This is a genomic window from Priestia sp. YIM B13486, assembly GCF_042787865.1.
GTDB classification, from domain to species: Bacteria; Bacillota; Bacilli; order Bacillales; family Bacillaceae_H; genus Priestia; species Priestia megaterium.
The window spans coordinates 125,050-138,469 of record NZ_JBHZOZ010000005.1; the positions used below are offsets into that span (position 1 = coordinate 125,050).

A 13,420-nucleotide genomic window follows, 5' to 3' on the forward strand; every position below is an offset into this window, starting at 1 on the left:
AACGCTTTCAAAGAGCATGTAACTATTTTTTATATGTAATTTTTTCATCAAAAAATCTTCGTCAACCTTTGTTAACGAAGCGGTTCATCCTATTTTTAATTATTAACCATCAAAAAAGTAATAGAGTTATGCACCTTTATAACTTTTCATTATAATTCGCACCAACCACATGATCCGAGTAATAATCCGACATGACGCTTTCTTCGTCATGTCGAATTTTCTGCATGTGTATAATATATAGAAAAATTGCTTATTGAATGGTTTGTGCCATTTGCATAAACTTGTCCAAGTTTTCTTCTTCATTTTTCGTGAAGATGATTAGCTTCATTGGTTTCTTTCCTTTAACCAACACGGCGTTTACCGTATGGTCCCCAGATGTGGCTTCATACCAAACAGAATCTTTGAAGATTCCATTCTCTTCAAGATTCTTTTTCTCTGCTGCATTTTTATTAACTGCTGTTGCCGTTTGTTTAACAGATTGAGCAGCGTCATCCATCGATACTTCTGATGAAAGCATTTCAATACGCATAAATTGAGAATCATCTGAAGTTAATACTAACGCATCTTTTCCTGGTTCTTCACCCGTTAGTTTATAACCGTCCATTACTTGAATAGAATAATCTTGTTCTGGGCTTTTTGTTAGTTTTGTTTCTGAAGAAGACGTTGACTGTCCATCTTCCGCTGTTTCGCTAGTTGATGATTGACTTCCTGAAGGTTTGGCTGAGACCTCGGAAGAATCCGCATCTTTTTTCGAATCTTCTTTTGCAGCGCCTGATGTTTGATCAGATTTAGAAGCTGTGTCCTGCTGAACATTTTCTGCTTGATCATTAGACTTCGGCTGAGCAGAATCTTCGTTCGTCCCGCATGCAGACAGCAATAATGCTACCGATGCACTGACAATGAAAAGTTTGTTCATATATTTCATATTTATTCCTCCTCCGTGTTTCTTTTCCTTATATACTGTTTTATAGTATTCTGACAAATTCCGCAACCGGTACAATGGAATTAATTTCTTGCTTCCTTGCGCGTATAAAGGATTGGAGGAGAAAAATAAATATTATTTTTTGAGAAGATGAGCCTTTTTACTCAAAATAAAAAACGTTGCGTAATCCGCAACGTTTTAAGACGCCCTCGACAGGATTCGAACCCACCCTAAGAGAACCGGAATCTCTTGTGCTATCCACTACACTACGAGGGCATATTTGTCACAACTTCCATTATAGGAGAGAAAACTTCTCTTTTCAATAGAATACTACGTTTATTTTTTTTAGAAGGGGGAAAAATTTTAATAATGTCAAAGAGGAATACATAGTCTTTTAAGCGAATATGTGTAGTAGAGGTTCTTTTGTTTGACCTTTATTGACCATACGTGTATTATAGGTACATAACAAATTATTCTTGTTAAGGAGGAATTTAATATGAACTTAATTCCTACAGTTATTGAACAAACAAACCGTGGTGAACGTGCTTATGACATTTATTCACGTTTGTTAAAAGACCGCATTATTATTTTAGGTAGTGCTATTGATGATAATGTAGCTAACTCAATCGTTTCTCAGCTTCTATTCTTAGCTGCTGAAGACCCAGAAAAAGATATCTCACTTTATATCAACAGTCCAGGTGGCTCTATTACAGCTGGAATGGCTATCTACGATACGATGCAATTCATTAAGCCAAAAGTTTCTACAATTTGTATCGGTATGGCTGCATCAATGGGTGCTTTCTTACTGGCTGCTGGTGAAAAGGGCAAACGTTTTGCTCTTCCAAACAGCGAAGTAATGATTCATCAACCTCTTGGTGGTGCTCAAGGACAAGCTACTGAAATCGAAATTGCGGCAAAACGTATTCTATTCTTACGCGAAAAACTAAATTCAATTTTAGCTGAGCGTACAGGTCAACCTTTAGAAGTGCTACAACGTGATACAGATCGTGATAATTTCATGACTGCTGAACGCGCTTTAGAATACGGTCTAATTGACAAAGTATTAGAAAGCGACCCTAAATAAAAAAAAAGCCTTTCCCGCAGCGGGAAAGGCTTTTTTATGCATCGTTCTCTACGTAAGCTACTAACGCATCCATTGCTTCTTTTTCATCTACCCCTTCAACGATGAGCGTAATAAGAGAACCGTTATTAATCGCTAAGCTCATTAACCCCATGATACTTTTAGCGTTGACCACTTTCTCATCTTTCTTCAAGTACACATCAGATGTAAAACGAGTTGCTTCTTGCACAAATAGTGCGGCAACACGAGCTTGTAATCCCGTTTTTAATTTTACTTCTACTTGTTTTTCCATGATAAAATCCTCCCCCTTGCAATTCCCCTTATGTGACTGGCTGACCGGCGCGAAGCTTGTCTGCTATTTGGTCAATTTTACGCAACCGATGGTTAATGCCCGATTTGCTAATTTGACCTCCCGATACCATCTCACCCAGCTCCTTTAACGTAACGTCTTGGTATTCCACACGTAAACGAGCAATTTCTCTTAGCTTTTCTGGTAAGATGTCTAAGCCAGCTGTTTCATCAATATAACGAATGTTTTCCACTTGACGAATAGCCGCTCCGATCGTTTTATTTAAGTTAGCTGTTTCACAATTAACTAAGCGATTAACGGAATTTCGCATATCTCGGACGATTCTTACATCCTCAAACCGTAACAGAGCGTTATGGGCTCCAATGATATTTAGAAACTCCGTAATTTTTTCAGCTTCTTTCAAATAGTTAATATAGCCTTTTTTCCGTTCTAATGTTTTACTATTCAATTGAAACTCGTTCATTAAATTGCATAAAGCTTCGTTGTGCTCTTCATACAATGAAAAAATTTCAAGATGGTACGATGATGTCTCTGGGTTATTAATAGAACCGCCGGCTAAAAATGCGCCTCTTAAGTAGGATCGCTTACAGCATTTTTTTTGTACTAGCTCTGGTGAAATACGATGTGTAAACGTGAATCCTTCTTCTACAATTTTTAAGTCTTCCAAAAGCATTCTCGTTTTCTCTACTAATCGAACAATATACACATTGTTTTTTTTCAACCGCATTTTCTTACGCACAAGCAGTTCTACTGACACATCATAATTTTTCTTAAGCAGGACATAAATGCGCCGAGCAATCGCTGCGTTTTCTGTTTGAACATCAACCGTGAATTTTTTATTCGAAAAAGAAAGTGAACCATTCATTCGAATTAATGCAGAAAGCTCTGCTTTTGCACAGCAATCTTTGACTTCTAAATTCGTTAACTCTTTTTTTGTTTCTGATGCAAATGACATAACTTCACCTCCAATCTACATACGGAAATAGTGTTAAACACCCGTATTCGCTTTACCTTGCAGCGATGTCAGCATAGAATACACAAGCTTTGCTACTTTTTTTGTATCATGCCTAATTACGCTGCCGTCATACTGAATAATTTGATCTTCAATCACTTCTAACCCTAATTTTAGCAATACTTCACGATCATATTCTACAGGCTGAGCCTGCTCTACTTGATATTTCTTTTTCAAAGGCGCTGGAATAGGTGCATTATTGACGATAATCGCATCTAAAAATGCACACGGCATATGATTGTAAAGCGCTTTAATATGATCACTTGCCTTAAAACCCAATGTCTCACCCGGCTGCGTCATCACGTTGCATACGTACACTTTCTTTGCTTTTGTCGAACAAAGCTCGTTACAAATATCCTGTACCAGTAAATTCGGCAAAATACTTGTATAAAGACTTCCAGGCCCCAACACAATTAAATCAGCGCGTCGAATCGCTTTTATTGTCTCGACAAGCGGTTTCACATCGGCGGGAGATAAAAATACTTTATTAATTTTTTTATTAACTTCTGGAATTTTAGATTCACCTGTTACGATGGATCCATCTTGCATCTCCGCATGCAGCACAACACTTTGATTAGCTGCTGGAAGTACTTTCCCTCTGACGTTTAGTACTTTGCTCATTTCTCGTATAGCATGCACAAAATCGCCAGTAATAGACGTCATAGCTGCAAGCAACAAATTGCCAAGAGAATGGCCTGTAAGCTCATTTCCTGTATCAAATCGATGCTGAAAAAGCTCTTCAACTAGTGGCTCTACATCTGATAAAGCAACTAGCACATTTCGAATATCACCAGGAGCAGGGATTTCAAGTTCATCGCGCAATCGGCCAGAACTTCCCCCGTCGTCTGCTACGGTTACGATGGCTGTAAGATCAAGAGGGTATTCCTTCAACCCTCTTAACAGCACTGGTAAACCCGTTCCTCCCCCAATGACGACAACTTTTGGAAGCTGTTCACTGCTCATCTATGATTTTCCTTTCTCCTCTCAATGTCACGATGAGAAATATGAGTTTTGTATTCATTCTGGAAATGGTGACCTAAATATTCAGCTAATGTGACGGAGCGATGCTGTCCGCCTGTGCATCCTATAGCAATGACCAGCTGGCTTTTACCTTCTCGCTTGTACTGTGGAAGCATAAACGAAAGTAAGTCTACTACTTTTTCAATGAACTTTTGAGTTTCCGTCCATTTTAATACGTAAGAAGAAACCTCTTCTTCAAGCCCTGTTTTAGGGCGCATATGGTCAATGTAGTGAGGGTTTGGCAAAAAGCGCACATCAAAGACTAAATCAGCGTCAATAGGTACACCATATTTAAAACCAAACGACATCACATTAACAGTAAAAACCTGTGAAGCGTGCGACGAAAACTGAGTTAAAATCTTTTCTCTAAGCTCTCTTGGTTTTAACTCTGACGTCTCATAAATAAGCTGAGCTCTTCCCTTTAACTCCTCAAGAAGCTCACGTTCCATACCAATTCCTTCTAAAGGTAAACCCGAAGGAGCTAGCGGATGTGAACGTCTCGTTTCTTTATAGCGCGTCACCAATACAGAATCTTTTGCATCTAAAAATAAAATTTGTGGCGTGACCCACGTTGTTTCACTCATGTTATCTAATGCTTCAAACAGGCTTTCAAAAAACTCTCTGCCTCGCAAGTCCATAACAAGAGCAACTTTATTCATTTTATTCCCTGACTCTTTCATGAGTTCTAAAAATTTCGGTAGCAATGTAGGGGGTAAATTATCTACACAAAAGAACCCTAAATCTTCAAAACTCTGAATTGCTACTGTTTTTCCTGCACCTGACATTCCAGTAATAATCACTAATTGAATATCGCTTACAGACCCAGTACTCATTTTCCATCCCCCTCAATCTATGCATACATGTCTATTTATCATTAACAAGGATCAATTCGATAAGATAATAACTCGAAATCCGTTGTATACGTAAAGTTGCCATAAATAACACCCGACCCTTTTGCTACATAATCGATAATGTGATGATCTCCCGGTGCCATTGGCAATTCACTTACTTCACTCAAATTATGCCAACCGAGTTTGCCTTCTTCTGATTCTAGCACATTTGTCCCATCAAAATCTGTAGCAAAAAAAGTAAACATCATCCATTCAGATGAAATTTGATCGTTTTCTTTCATCGTAAAAGTAAAGATACCTTTTACAGTGGGATTTTTCAAATAAATTCCCGTTTCTTCACGAAATTCTCTTACAACAGAGTCTTTTACAGATTCTCCTTGCTCCATTTTCCCACCCGGGGCCACCCACCAGTTTCTTCGTGGCTTTTGAAGCAACAATACTTTATCATCTTTCATTAATACACAATTTGTGACCCTTTGCATGTTTTCCACCTCATCATATATATACTGACATTTTCTTTTATTATACTACGAAACAAACTTCTCTCACAACGGAGATGAACTAACTATTACTAAATTTTCTGAAAATAATTCATTGCTGTTATATACGTAAATTCAATCTGTTATAGTCACAAAAAAGAGGCATAGGAACACGTCCTATGCCCGACATACATATATTTTATAAAAGGGGGTCAATTACTATCTATATAGTACCCCATCAATGTTTCACAGGTGTTACAGAACAGTTAAAACCGAATTACGTTTTGTAAAAGATTGATTTCAGCCTTATTGCTGAATAGCTTTTAACTTTTCTTTTAACTCTTCTACATAGTGCTGAGCCGCTTGAGCAGCAATGCTGCCATCGCCTGTAGCTGTTACAATTTGACGAAGAGCCTTTTCACGAACGTCTCCAGCTGCGAACACACCTGGTACTTTTGTTTCCATTTGCTCGTTCGTTTCAATATATCCTTCTTTATTCGTGATGTTTAGGCTTTCGAATGGTTTTGTTAGTGGAACCATTCCAACATAAATGAATACGCCGTCCGCACCGAACTCGCGCTCTTCACCTGTTTTTGTGTCTACCAACGTTACGCTTCCTACTTTACCGTCTTTTTCATTTACTTCTTTGACCGTCGTATTCCAAATAAAGTCAACTTTTTCGTTATCAAATGCACGCTGCTGTAGGATTTTCTGCGCGCGAAGCTCATCGCGTCGGTGAATAATTGTTACTTTTGTTGCGAAGCGTGTTAAATATACGCCTTCTTCAACCGCAGAGTCTCCACCGCCTACAACAACTAGCTCTTTACCTTTAAAGAATGCACCGTCACATACAGCACAATAAGATACGCCGCGGCCGCCTAGTTCTTTTTCTCCTGGCGCGCCTAATTTTTTATATTCAGCACCCGTAGCAACGATTACTGAACGTGTTTTATATTCTTTGCTGCCTGCACGAACTGTCTTGTATTCTTCTCCGTCGATGATTTCTTTAATATCACCGTACGCATATTCCGCACCGAATTTTTTTGCATGCTCAAACATTTTGTTAGAAAGGTCAGGACCAAGGATATGATCATAACCTGGATAGTTTTCTACATCTTCCGTATTAGCCATTTGACCGCCTGGAATTCCACGTTCAATCATTAGTGTTGATAAATCTGCACGAGATGTATATACAGCAGCAGTCATACCTGCTGGACCTGCCCCAATAATAATGACATCATAAATTTTTTCTTCTGTCATTGCTTTACACTCCTTTTAGGAAATTCCTTCGTAGTTGATTCCAAATTTATGGATAATTATTTCGTTACCACTATCCTAATATGTTCTTCCTATTACCGTCTATTTTTTTGCTCAATTTAATAACGTATTCACAATTTTACTGTACTTTCTCACTGTTGCAGCGGAAATGGAATATTGTTTTGCCGCATCGGCTTGAGTAATAGACTGGTTTTGTTCTTTCGCCCATATATATGTGACGGCTGCGGCCCATGCATTTACGTTCACATGCTGAAAATCATAGGATTGTTTATATACCTGTACATATACATAAAACCAAAAGCTTAAAAGATCCTGGGTATCACTTTCATTGTGCGATTCCATCTCCAGTTCAATAACATCTGCCACCTCAAAAATCACATGTTGTTTATCCTGCCATACATACGTATATACTTCATCCAAAAGTGTACTCATATGTATGGACGACTTGATTTCTTCTAAAAGGAGCAGACGCTGCTGTTCAGGAAGCTTCTTCGCCATATACAAGCTGTAAAGCTGATCGTGAACATTTTTTGTTGCACACTTCTTTTTCGCTGTAACATCCACTTTCGATTGAAAAACCTTCGCAGCTTTTTGACTGATGCGCCAAGGCTCCTCTCCTTCTTTATCAGGAACGTCTTCCAATGCCAGCTTCCACATTTCTTTAGCGAACGCTTCACGTCCGGTATAGTAAGAGGCATATGAGAGCCAATAATGAAATGAGTTGTCTCCTTGAAATCCTTGTGTATAAAGCTTTTTTAACCATCTGTATGATAGTTTGTATTGACCAATCAATGCAAATGTTGCTCCAAGCTTATAGCGGTGTTCAAATGACATTGGATAAACGCGGCTAAGCCCGTCTGTAAGCTCCTCTACTTCTTTATGCTTATGGCAATAATAATAGAAAATTAGCTGATTGCATAACGCATGAAGATTTCCAGGGTTTTTCTCCAATACTTCATTCAGCAAATCCATTGCCTCATCAATTTTATTTAAATAAAAATAAGCTAACGCTAAATTATTATATGCAGACCAGAATTCTGGATACTCATCAATTATTTCAGTTAACAAATCCACTGCTTCTTCAAAATTCGTTGCTTCAAGCAGTCGTTTTGCTTGTTCTTGTTTTATAATCAGCATGTCGCCTAGCTGATTTTTAGGCTCTTCATCTTCTTCATCCACATCAATTGATAGTAAATCTAACAGATCTGTAGCCGATCGAAAGAGGTCACCATTTGGAAAATGCTCAATGTAATACATCGCGTATTTTTTTGATTCTTCAAACAGTCCAAGATGCGCATAGCTGTTGGCTATATAGTAGTAACAGCTTCCTAATGCATCGTCCATATGATGAATCACATGGAGAAAAAGCTCGTTGGCATCTTGATAATCTCCCTGCTCCGTTAAAGCTACTCCAACGTTTGTAAGAAGCTGTGGATTACGGGCATTTTCTTTGTTTGCACGCGTTAAATACTTGAGCGCTTTATCCGACTCCTCTTCTTCAAACGCCTGCAGCGCTTTTTCGAAATAGAAGTCACCCGTTTGCGAAAATGGAATTACTTGTGCCATTTTTTGAATTACTTTTGAGTGTTTTTCCATTAAGCCCTCCAAATAAGTTGATAATTTCGACGTTCGTAGTATATCACATTTGCCAAGAAGTTTAATACCTCTATTCAAAAAAGGAGCCTGTAAACAGTCGTTTCTGGACACAAATAAGAGAAGGTTTTGCCTCTTTTATCTAAAATGAGACAACTCCTTCTCTCCTTTCACTATGTAGCTATTAGCTAGAGTGACGCTCTTTTAATACTGATAGGACATCGTCTAAAGGCAGCTTTTGCTCACGAAGTAAAACAAGTACGTGGTACAATAAATCTGCAACTTCCCACTTCAGCTCATCATGGTCACGATTTTTTGCTGCAATAATCACTTCACCAGCTTCTTCTCCTACTTTTTTGAGGATTTTATCTACGCCTTTATCGAATAAGTACGTCGTATAAGCTCCTTCTGGCATTTCAGCTTCACGCTTAGCGATTACTTCTTCTAGCTCATTAATAATAGCAAACCGATTATCGTTTTGTTTACTTTCACCAAGAATTGTTTCATTAAAGCAGCTGTAAGCGCCCGTATGACAAGCAGGACCTTGAGGCTCCACTTTTACAACAAGAGAATCAGCATCACAGTCATATGCCATGCTCACAATTTTTTGTGTGTTTCCAGAGGTTGCACCCTTGTGCCACAACTCTTGTCGAGAACGGCTGTAAAACCATGTTTCACGTGTATCAATTGATTTTTGAAGTGATTCTTCGTTCATATAAGCCAATGTTAAAACTTCTTTGCTCACAGCATCTTGTACAATAGCTGGCACAAGTCCATCACTGTTGAATTTAATGTTTTCAATCGTCATCGAATGCTCACTCCTTGTTGTTTTGCATAGCTTTTAATTTCTTTTACAGATGTTTCTTTATAGTGAAAGATCGAAGCCGCCAAAGCCGCGTCAGCTTCCCCTTTTTCAAACGCATCGACAAAATCTTGACCATTTCCTGCGCCGCCAGAAGCAATAACAGGAACGCTCACCGCTTGGCTGACTGCTTTAGTTAATGCTAAATCAAACCCTGACTTTTCACCGTCTTTATCCATACTCGTTAACAAGATCTCACCCGCACCGCGCTTCACTGCTTCTCTGGCCCAGTCGATTACTTCCCAGTCCGTTGCGTTGCGGCCTCCGTGTGTGTAGACTCGCCATGATTGTAAGCTTTCATCATACTTAGCATCGATGGCTACCACAATACACTGAGCTCCAAAAAAGTCGGACCCTTCTGTAATCAGTGTTGGATTGAGTACGGCCGCTGTATTTAATGACACTTTGTCTGCACCAGCACGAAGCATTCTTTTCATATCTTCTAATGCATTAATTCCTCCGCCCACCGTAAAAGGAATCGCTAGCTGAGATGCTACTTCTTCTACAACATGTACCATCGTTTTGCGTCCTTCATGAGAAGCAGAAATGTCTAAAAAGACTAATTCGTCTGCGCCTTCTTCATCGTAAAATTTCGCCAACTCTACAGGATCTCCTGCATCTCGAAGTTCCACAAACTGAACTCCTTTTACCACACGGCCGTCCTTTACATCTAAACAAGGAATGATTCGTTTTGTAATCATTACGCTTTCACCTCTTGAAGTGCTTCAGCTACTGTAAACTTATTTGTATAAAGTGCTTTCCCTACGATGGCACCAATAACGCCGTCAGCTTCATATTTCTTTAGTGCATCTAGATCAGCAAGTTTACTAACTCCCCCTGATGCAATCACACCTTTTCCAGTAGCCTTAGCCATTTCAACAATTCCTTCCACATTAGGACCAGACAGCATACCATCAGTAGAAATATCCGTGAAAATAAATGTTTCCGCACCAGCATTAGCCAATTCTTTTCCTAGTTCTGTCGCTTTGATTGTAGATGTTTCCACCCAGCCTTCCGTCGCAACATAGCCATCACGTGCATCAATACCAATAGCAATACGCGCACCATATTCCTTCAGCATTTTTTTCACAAATTCAGGATTAGAAATAGCTGCACTTCCTAAAATAACACGGTCAATTCCGTTTTCTAAATAGTAAGCAACGTCAGCTTCTGAGCGAATGCCTCCTCCAATTTGCACACGTACATCTAATTTCTTTTTCACGCCTAGCACAAATTCATCATTCACGCGCTTGGCCGCTTTTGCGCCGTCTAAATCAACCATGTGAATCCACTGAGCGCCTTCACTTGCGAATTGTGTGGCCATATCTACCGGAGAATCTCCGTACACCGTTTCTTTTGAGTAATCTCCTTGAAGCAAACGGACGCACTTTCCTCCGCGCATATCAATGGCTGGATATATTTCAAATTTGCTCATACGATGGGCTCCTTTTCTCTACGAAGTTTGCATAATTTTGCAGCATTTGCATTCCGATTGCACTGCTTTTTTCAGGGTGGAATTGAGTGCCAAATACGTGTTCTTTTCCAACAACTGCTGGAACTTCGACATCATAAGGACTTGTTGCTAAAAGCACGTCTTGATCATTTGTTTTTACGTAATAAGAGTGAACAAAGTACACATGACCTTCACTGATTCCATCAAGCAGAGCAGACTGCTGATGAAAATCTAAAGAGTTCCAGCCCATATGGGGAACTTTATATGTCTGTCCTTCGGCAGTAATGCCGGGAATACGCTCGACTCTCCCTTTTAACAGTTCCAGCCCTTTTGTTACGCCGTTCTCATCGCTTTCTTCAAATAAAAGCTGCATACCTAAACAAATTCCAAGCAAAGGCATTCCTTTTGCTACTTCTTCTTTAATAAAGTCCGTCAGCTTTGTTTGATTCAGCTGTTCCATCGCATCTTTGAATGCTCCAACTCCAGGAAGAATCAGCCCTTTTGCCTTTCTTAGTTCTGCAGGATCTGCCGAGATAATATAATTATAGTTTAATCGTTCAAGAGCTTTACTTACGCTGTATAAGTTGCCCATCCCATAGTCGATAATTCCAATCATTTACAACATCCCTTTCGTCGAAGGCACACCTTTGACACGCGGATCAATCGTTGTCGCTTCGTCCAAAGCACGTGCTAAAGCCTTAAACACCGCTTCAATAATGTGGTGCGTATTTTTACCGTAGTGTACAATTACATGTACATTCATGCGAGATTCTAATGCAAATTTCCATAAAAATTCATACACAAGCTCTGTATCAAATGTACCGACGCGCGGCGCGGGAATATCACCTTTAAATTCAAAATGAGGACGATTGCTTAAATCTACTACCACTTGAGCCAACGCGTCATCCATTGGTACGAAAGCATTTCCATAGCGCTTAATTCCTTTTTTATCACCGAGCGCTTCTTTGAACGTTTGACCAAGGCAAATACCGATATCTTCCGTTGTATGGTGATCATCAATCTCCGTGTCTCCATCTGCTTTTACATCAAGGTTAAACTGTCCGTGTTTTGTAAATAAATCGAGCATATGATTTAAAAAAGGAACGCCTGTATCAATGCTCGCTTTTCCTTCTCCATCGATTCCAATCGCTAATGCAATATCCGTTTCGTTTGTTGTACGTTTAATACTTGACTCTCTCATTGTGAAACTCCTTTCAACTGTGCATGTAATAAGTAAAGAAAAGAACATTTCTACTCTTTTCTTTTAATCTCCACCTTATTTTTTAAAGCGTTCTTCAACCGCCCTTGCATGAGCTTCTAGCCCTTCTAAACGAGCAAATGCTGCGATTTTCGAGACATTTTTCTGCAGAGCTTGTTGGCTGTATGAAATGATACTAGACTTTTTCACAAATGAATCAACTGATAAAGGACTTGAGAATTTTGCTGTCCCATTTGTTGGAAGAACATGGTTTGGTCCCGCGAAATAATCGCCAACAGGTTCTGAGCTGTATCTTCCTAGAAAAATAGCACCGGCATGACGAATGGAACCTAAAAGTTCAAGCGGACTTTCAGTCATAATTTCTAAATGCTCAGGAGCTAATTGATTAACAGCTTCAATCGCTTCTTCTAATGACCCGGTCACATAAATAGCGCCATGGTTATCAATAGAAGGTTTTGCAATTTCTTTACGAGGTAAAGATTCCACTTGTCTTTCCACTTCTTCTTTAACAGCTTCGGCTAATTTCATAGAAGGTGTAACTAAAATACTTGAAGCTAATTTGTCATGTTCTGCTTGAGACAATAAATCAGCGGCCACTTCGTTCGGCTTAGCCGTATCGTCTGCTAGTAAGACAATTTCACTAGGTCCAGCAATTGAGTCAATGTCTACTAAGCCATATACTTCCCTTTTCGCTAATGCAACAAAGATATTACCTGGCCCTACAATTTTATCGACGGATTGAATTGTTTCTGTTCCATAGGCAAGTGCCCCTACTGCCTGAGCTCCCCCTACTTTATAAATCTCTTTGACCCCAAGCTCACTCGCTGCTACCACTACTCCAGCAGGAAGCGCGCCGTCTTTTCCTGGAGGTGAAACCATCACGATACGTTTTACACCTGCCACTTGAGCAGGAATGACATTCATTAAAACGGAAGAAGGATAAGCCGCAAGGCCTCCCGGTACATAAACACCTACTGCATCTAAAGGCGTTACTTTCTGCCCTAAAATGGTTCCATCTTCTTTTGTTGTCATCCAAGACTGCTCGACCATTCTTTCGTGGTAATCACGAATGTTGTCAGCAGCTTCACGAATGATTGACAGCATATCTGCATCAACCAGCTCATAAGCACGCTTCTTTTCTTGTTCTGTCACAAGCAAAGAAGAAAGCTCAACGCCGTCAAATTGGGCTGTATACCTTTTTAAAGCTTCGTCTTTTTGCTCTTGCACCTGCTTTAAAATATTTACGACAATTTCTCTTTGAGCACTCGTTCCTTGATCAATCGTACGTTTTAAGCTCACTTGTTCTGTTACACGTGTAATTTTCAATGTATGTCACCTCT

General features: G+C 39.5%; 15 protein-coding genes and 1 tRNA gene. 1 reads left to right on the plus strand and 15 read right to left on the minus strand.

Annotated elements, in window-relative coordinates:
• Nucleotides 1-250: 250 nt before the first annotated feature.
• Both ACFX4G_RS15360 and ACFX4G_RS15365 read right to left on the minus strand, forming a co-directional pair.
• Nucleotides 251-925 carry a hypothetical protein gene (locus tag ACFX4G_RS15360; protein WP_043977326.1) on the minus strand — a complete coding sequence of 225 codons (675 nt, stop codon included), beginning with the start codon at nt 923-925 and terminating at the stop codon, nt 251-253.
• 201 nt (nt 926-1,126) lie between these two features.
• A tRNA-Arg gene (locus tag ACFX4G_RS15365) sits at nt 1,127-1,198 on the minus strand.
• 220 nt (nt 1,199-1,418) lie between these two features.
• On the opposite strand from ACFX4G_RS15365, the gene clpP reads away from it, so the two are divergent.
• A complete protein-coding gene (gene clpP, locus ACFX4G_RS15370) occupies nt 1,419-2,006 on the plus strand; it encodes an ATP-dependent Clp endopeptidase proteolytic subunit ClpP (protein ID WP_162215081.1) in 588 nt (195 codons plus the stop codon).
• 34 nt (nt 2,007-2,040) lie between these two features.
• Here the strand turns inward: clpP and ACFX4G_RS15375 are convergent, their stop codons facing one another.
• The 13 genes from ACFX4G_RS15375 to hisD all read right to left on the minus strand — a co-directional run bounded on the left by ACFX4G_RS15375 (nt 2,041) and on the right by hisD (nt 13,406).
• Nucleotides 2,041-2,295, minus strand: coding sequence for an HPr family phosphocarrier protein (locus ACFX4G_RS15375; RefSeq protein WP_013059708.1), 255 nt, complete (start codon nt 2,293-2,295; stop codon nt 2,041-2,043).
• A 28-nt stretch (nt 2,296-2,323) separates the two neighbouring features.
• Nucleotides 2,324-3,268 (minus strand): DNA-binding protein WhiA, encoded by a 945-nt coding sequence (gene whiA, locus ACFX4G_RS15380; RefSeq protein WP_013085390.1) that lies wholly within the window; start codon nt 3,266-3,268, stop codon nt 2,324-2,326.
• 33 nt (nt 3,269-3,301) lie between these two features.
• The gene (locus tag ACFX4G_RS15385; RefSeq protein ID WP_013085391.1) at nt 3,302-4,288 is read right to left on the minus strand and encodes a gluconeogenesis factor YvcK family protein; all 987 of its coding nucleotides are present in this window, start codon (nt 4,286-4,288) and stop codon (nt 3,302-3,304) included.
• Nucleotides 4,285-5,178 (minus strand): RNase adapter RapZ, encoded by an 894-nt coding sequence (rapZ, locus tag ACFX4G_RS15390; RefSeq protein ID WP_013059711.1) that lies wholly within the window; start codon nt 5,176-5,178, stop codon nt 4,285-4,287. Before rapZ ends, ACFX4G_RS15385 begins: the two co-directional genes overlap by 4 nt.
• 41 nt (nt 5,179-5,219) lie before the next feature.
• The gene (locus ACFX4G_RS15395) at nt 5,220-5,678 is read right to left on the minus strand and encodes an 8-oxo-dGTP diphosphatase (RefSeq protein WP_013059712.1); all 459 of its coding nucleotides are present in this window, start codon (nt 5,676-5,678) and stop codon (nt 5,220-5,222) included.
• 303 nt (nt 5,679-5,981) lie between these two features.
• On the minus strand, nt 5,982-6,935 hold the full coding sequence (trxB, locus tag ACFX4G_RS15400) for a thioredoxin-disulfide reductase (protein ID WP_013059713.1): 954 nt from the start codon (nt 6,933-6,935) through the stop codon (nt 5,982-5,984).
• A gap of 111 nt (nt 6,936-7,046) precedes the next feature.
• Nucleotides 7,047-8,549 (minus strand): tetratricopeptide repeat protein, encoded by a 1,503-nt coding sequence (locus ACFX4G_RS15405; RefSeq protein ID WP_377575552.1) that lies wholly within the window; start codon nt 8,547-8,549, stop codon nt 7,047-7,049.
• Between the two features lie 181 nt (nt 8,550-8,730).
• Complete coding sequence (gene hisIE, locus ACFX4G_RS15410; protein WP_377575554.1) at nt 8,731-9,354, minus strand: bifunctional phosphoribosyl-AMP cyclohydrolase/phosphoribosyl-ATP diphosphatase HisIE; 624 nt, start codon at nt 9,352-9,354, stop codon at nt 8,731-8,733.
• Nucleotides 9,351-10,109 carry an imidazole glycerol phosphate synthase subunit HisF gene (gene hisF, locus ACFX4G_RS15415; protein WP_016765868.1) on the minus strand — a complete coding sequence of 253 codons (759 nt, stop codon included), beginning with the start codon at nt 10,107-10,109 and terminating at the stop codon, nt 9,351-9,353. The genes hisIE and hisF overlap by 4 nt, the downstream gene beginning before the upstream one ends.
• Nucleotides 10,109-10,843: a 1-(5-phosphoribosyl)-5-[(5-phosphoribosylamino)methylideneamino]imidazole-4-carboxamide isomerase gene (gene hisA, locus ACFX4G_RS15420; RefSeq protein ID WP_013085396.1), complete on the minus strand. Its 735-nt coding sequence runs from the start codon at nt 10,841-10,843 to the stop codon at nt 10,109-10,111. Before hisA ends, hisF begins: the two co-directional genes overlap by 1 nt.
• A complete protein-coding gene (gene hisH / locus ACFX4G_RS15425) occupies nt 10,830-11,477 on the minus strand; it encodes an imidazole glycerol phosphate synthase subunit HisH (protein ID WP_377575557.1) in 648 nt (215 codons plus the stop codon). Before hisH ends, hisA begins: the two co-directional genes overlap by 14 nt.
• A complete protein-coding gene (hisB, locus tag ACFX4G_RS15430; RefSeq protein WP_043977358.1) occupies nt 11,478-12,062 on the minus strand; it encodes an imidazoleglycerol-phosphate dehydratase HisB in 585 nt (194 codons plus the stop codon).
• A 75-nt stretch (nt 12,063-12,137) separates the two neighbouring features.
• Entirely contained in the window at nt 12,138-13,406 is a 1,269-nt protein-coding gene (hisD, locus tag ACFX4G_RS15435) for a histidinol dehydrogenase (protein WP_377575560.1), read from the minus strand.
• Nucleotides 13,407-13,420: the final 14 nt, after the last annotated feature.

Bases quoted from the DNA above. Each gene is read 5' to 3' on its own strand.
- trxB (WP_013059713.1), bottom strand. From the start codon at position 6,935: ATGACAGAAGAAAAAATTTATGATGTCATTATTATTGGGGCAGGTCCA.
- ACFX4G_RS15395 (WP_013059712.1), bottom strand. From the start codon at position 5,678: ATGCAAAGGGTCACAAATTGTGTATTAATGAAAGATGATAAAGTATTG.
- whiA (WP_013085390.1), bottom strand. From the start codon at position 3,268: ATGTCATTTGCATCAGAAACAAAAAAAGAGTTAACGAATTTAGAAGTC.
- clpP (WP_162215081.1), top strand. From the start codon at position 1,419: ATGAACTTAATTCCTACAGTTATTGAACAAACAAACCGTGGTGAACGT.
- hisB (WP_043977358.1), bottom strand. From the start codon at position 12,062: ATGAGAGAGTCAAGTATTAAACGTACAACAAACGAAACGGATATTGCA.
- hisF (WP_016765868.1), bottom strand. From the start codon at position 10,109: ATGATTACAAAACGAATCATTCCTTGTTTAGATGTAAAGGACGGCCGT.
- hisA (WP_013085396.1), bottom strand. From the start codon at position 10,843: ATGAGCAAATTTGAAATATATCCAGCCATTGATATGCGCGGAGGAAAG.
- ACFX4G_RS15405 (WP_377575552.1), bottom strand. From the start codon at position 8,549: ATGGAAAAACACTCAAAAGTAATTCAAAAAATGGCACAAGTAATTCCA.
- hisH (WP_377575557.1), bottom strand. From the start codon at position 11,477: ATGATTGGAATTATCGACTATGGGATGGGCAACTTATACAGCGTAAGT.
- ACFX4G_RS15385 (WP_013085391.1), bottom strand. From the start codon at position 4,288: ATGAGCAGTGAACAGCTTCCAAAAGTTGTCGTCATTGGGGGAGGAACG.
- hisIE (WP_377575554.1), bottom strand. From the start codon at position 9,354: ATGACGATTGAAAACATTAAATTCAACAGTGATGGACTTGTGCCAGCT.
- ACFX4G_RS15360 (WP_043977326.1), bottom strand. From the start codon at position 925: ATGAAATATATGAACAAACTTTTCATTGTCAGTGCATCGGTAGCATTA.
- rapZ (WP_013059711.1), bottom strand. From the start codon at position 5,178: ATGAGTACTGGGTCTGTAAGCGATATTCAATTAGTGATTATTACTGGA.
- ACFX4G_RS15375 (WP_013059708.1), bottom strand. From the start codon at position 2,295: ATGGAAAAACAAGTAGAAGTAAAATTAAAAACGGGATTACAAGCTCGT.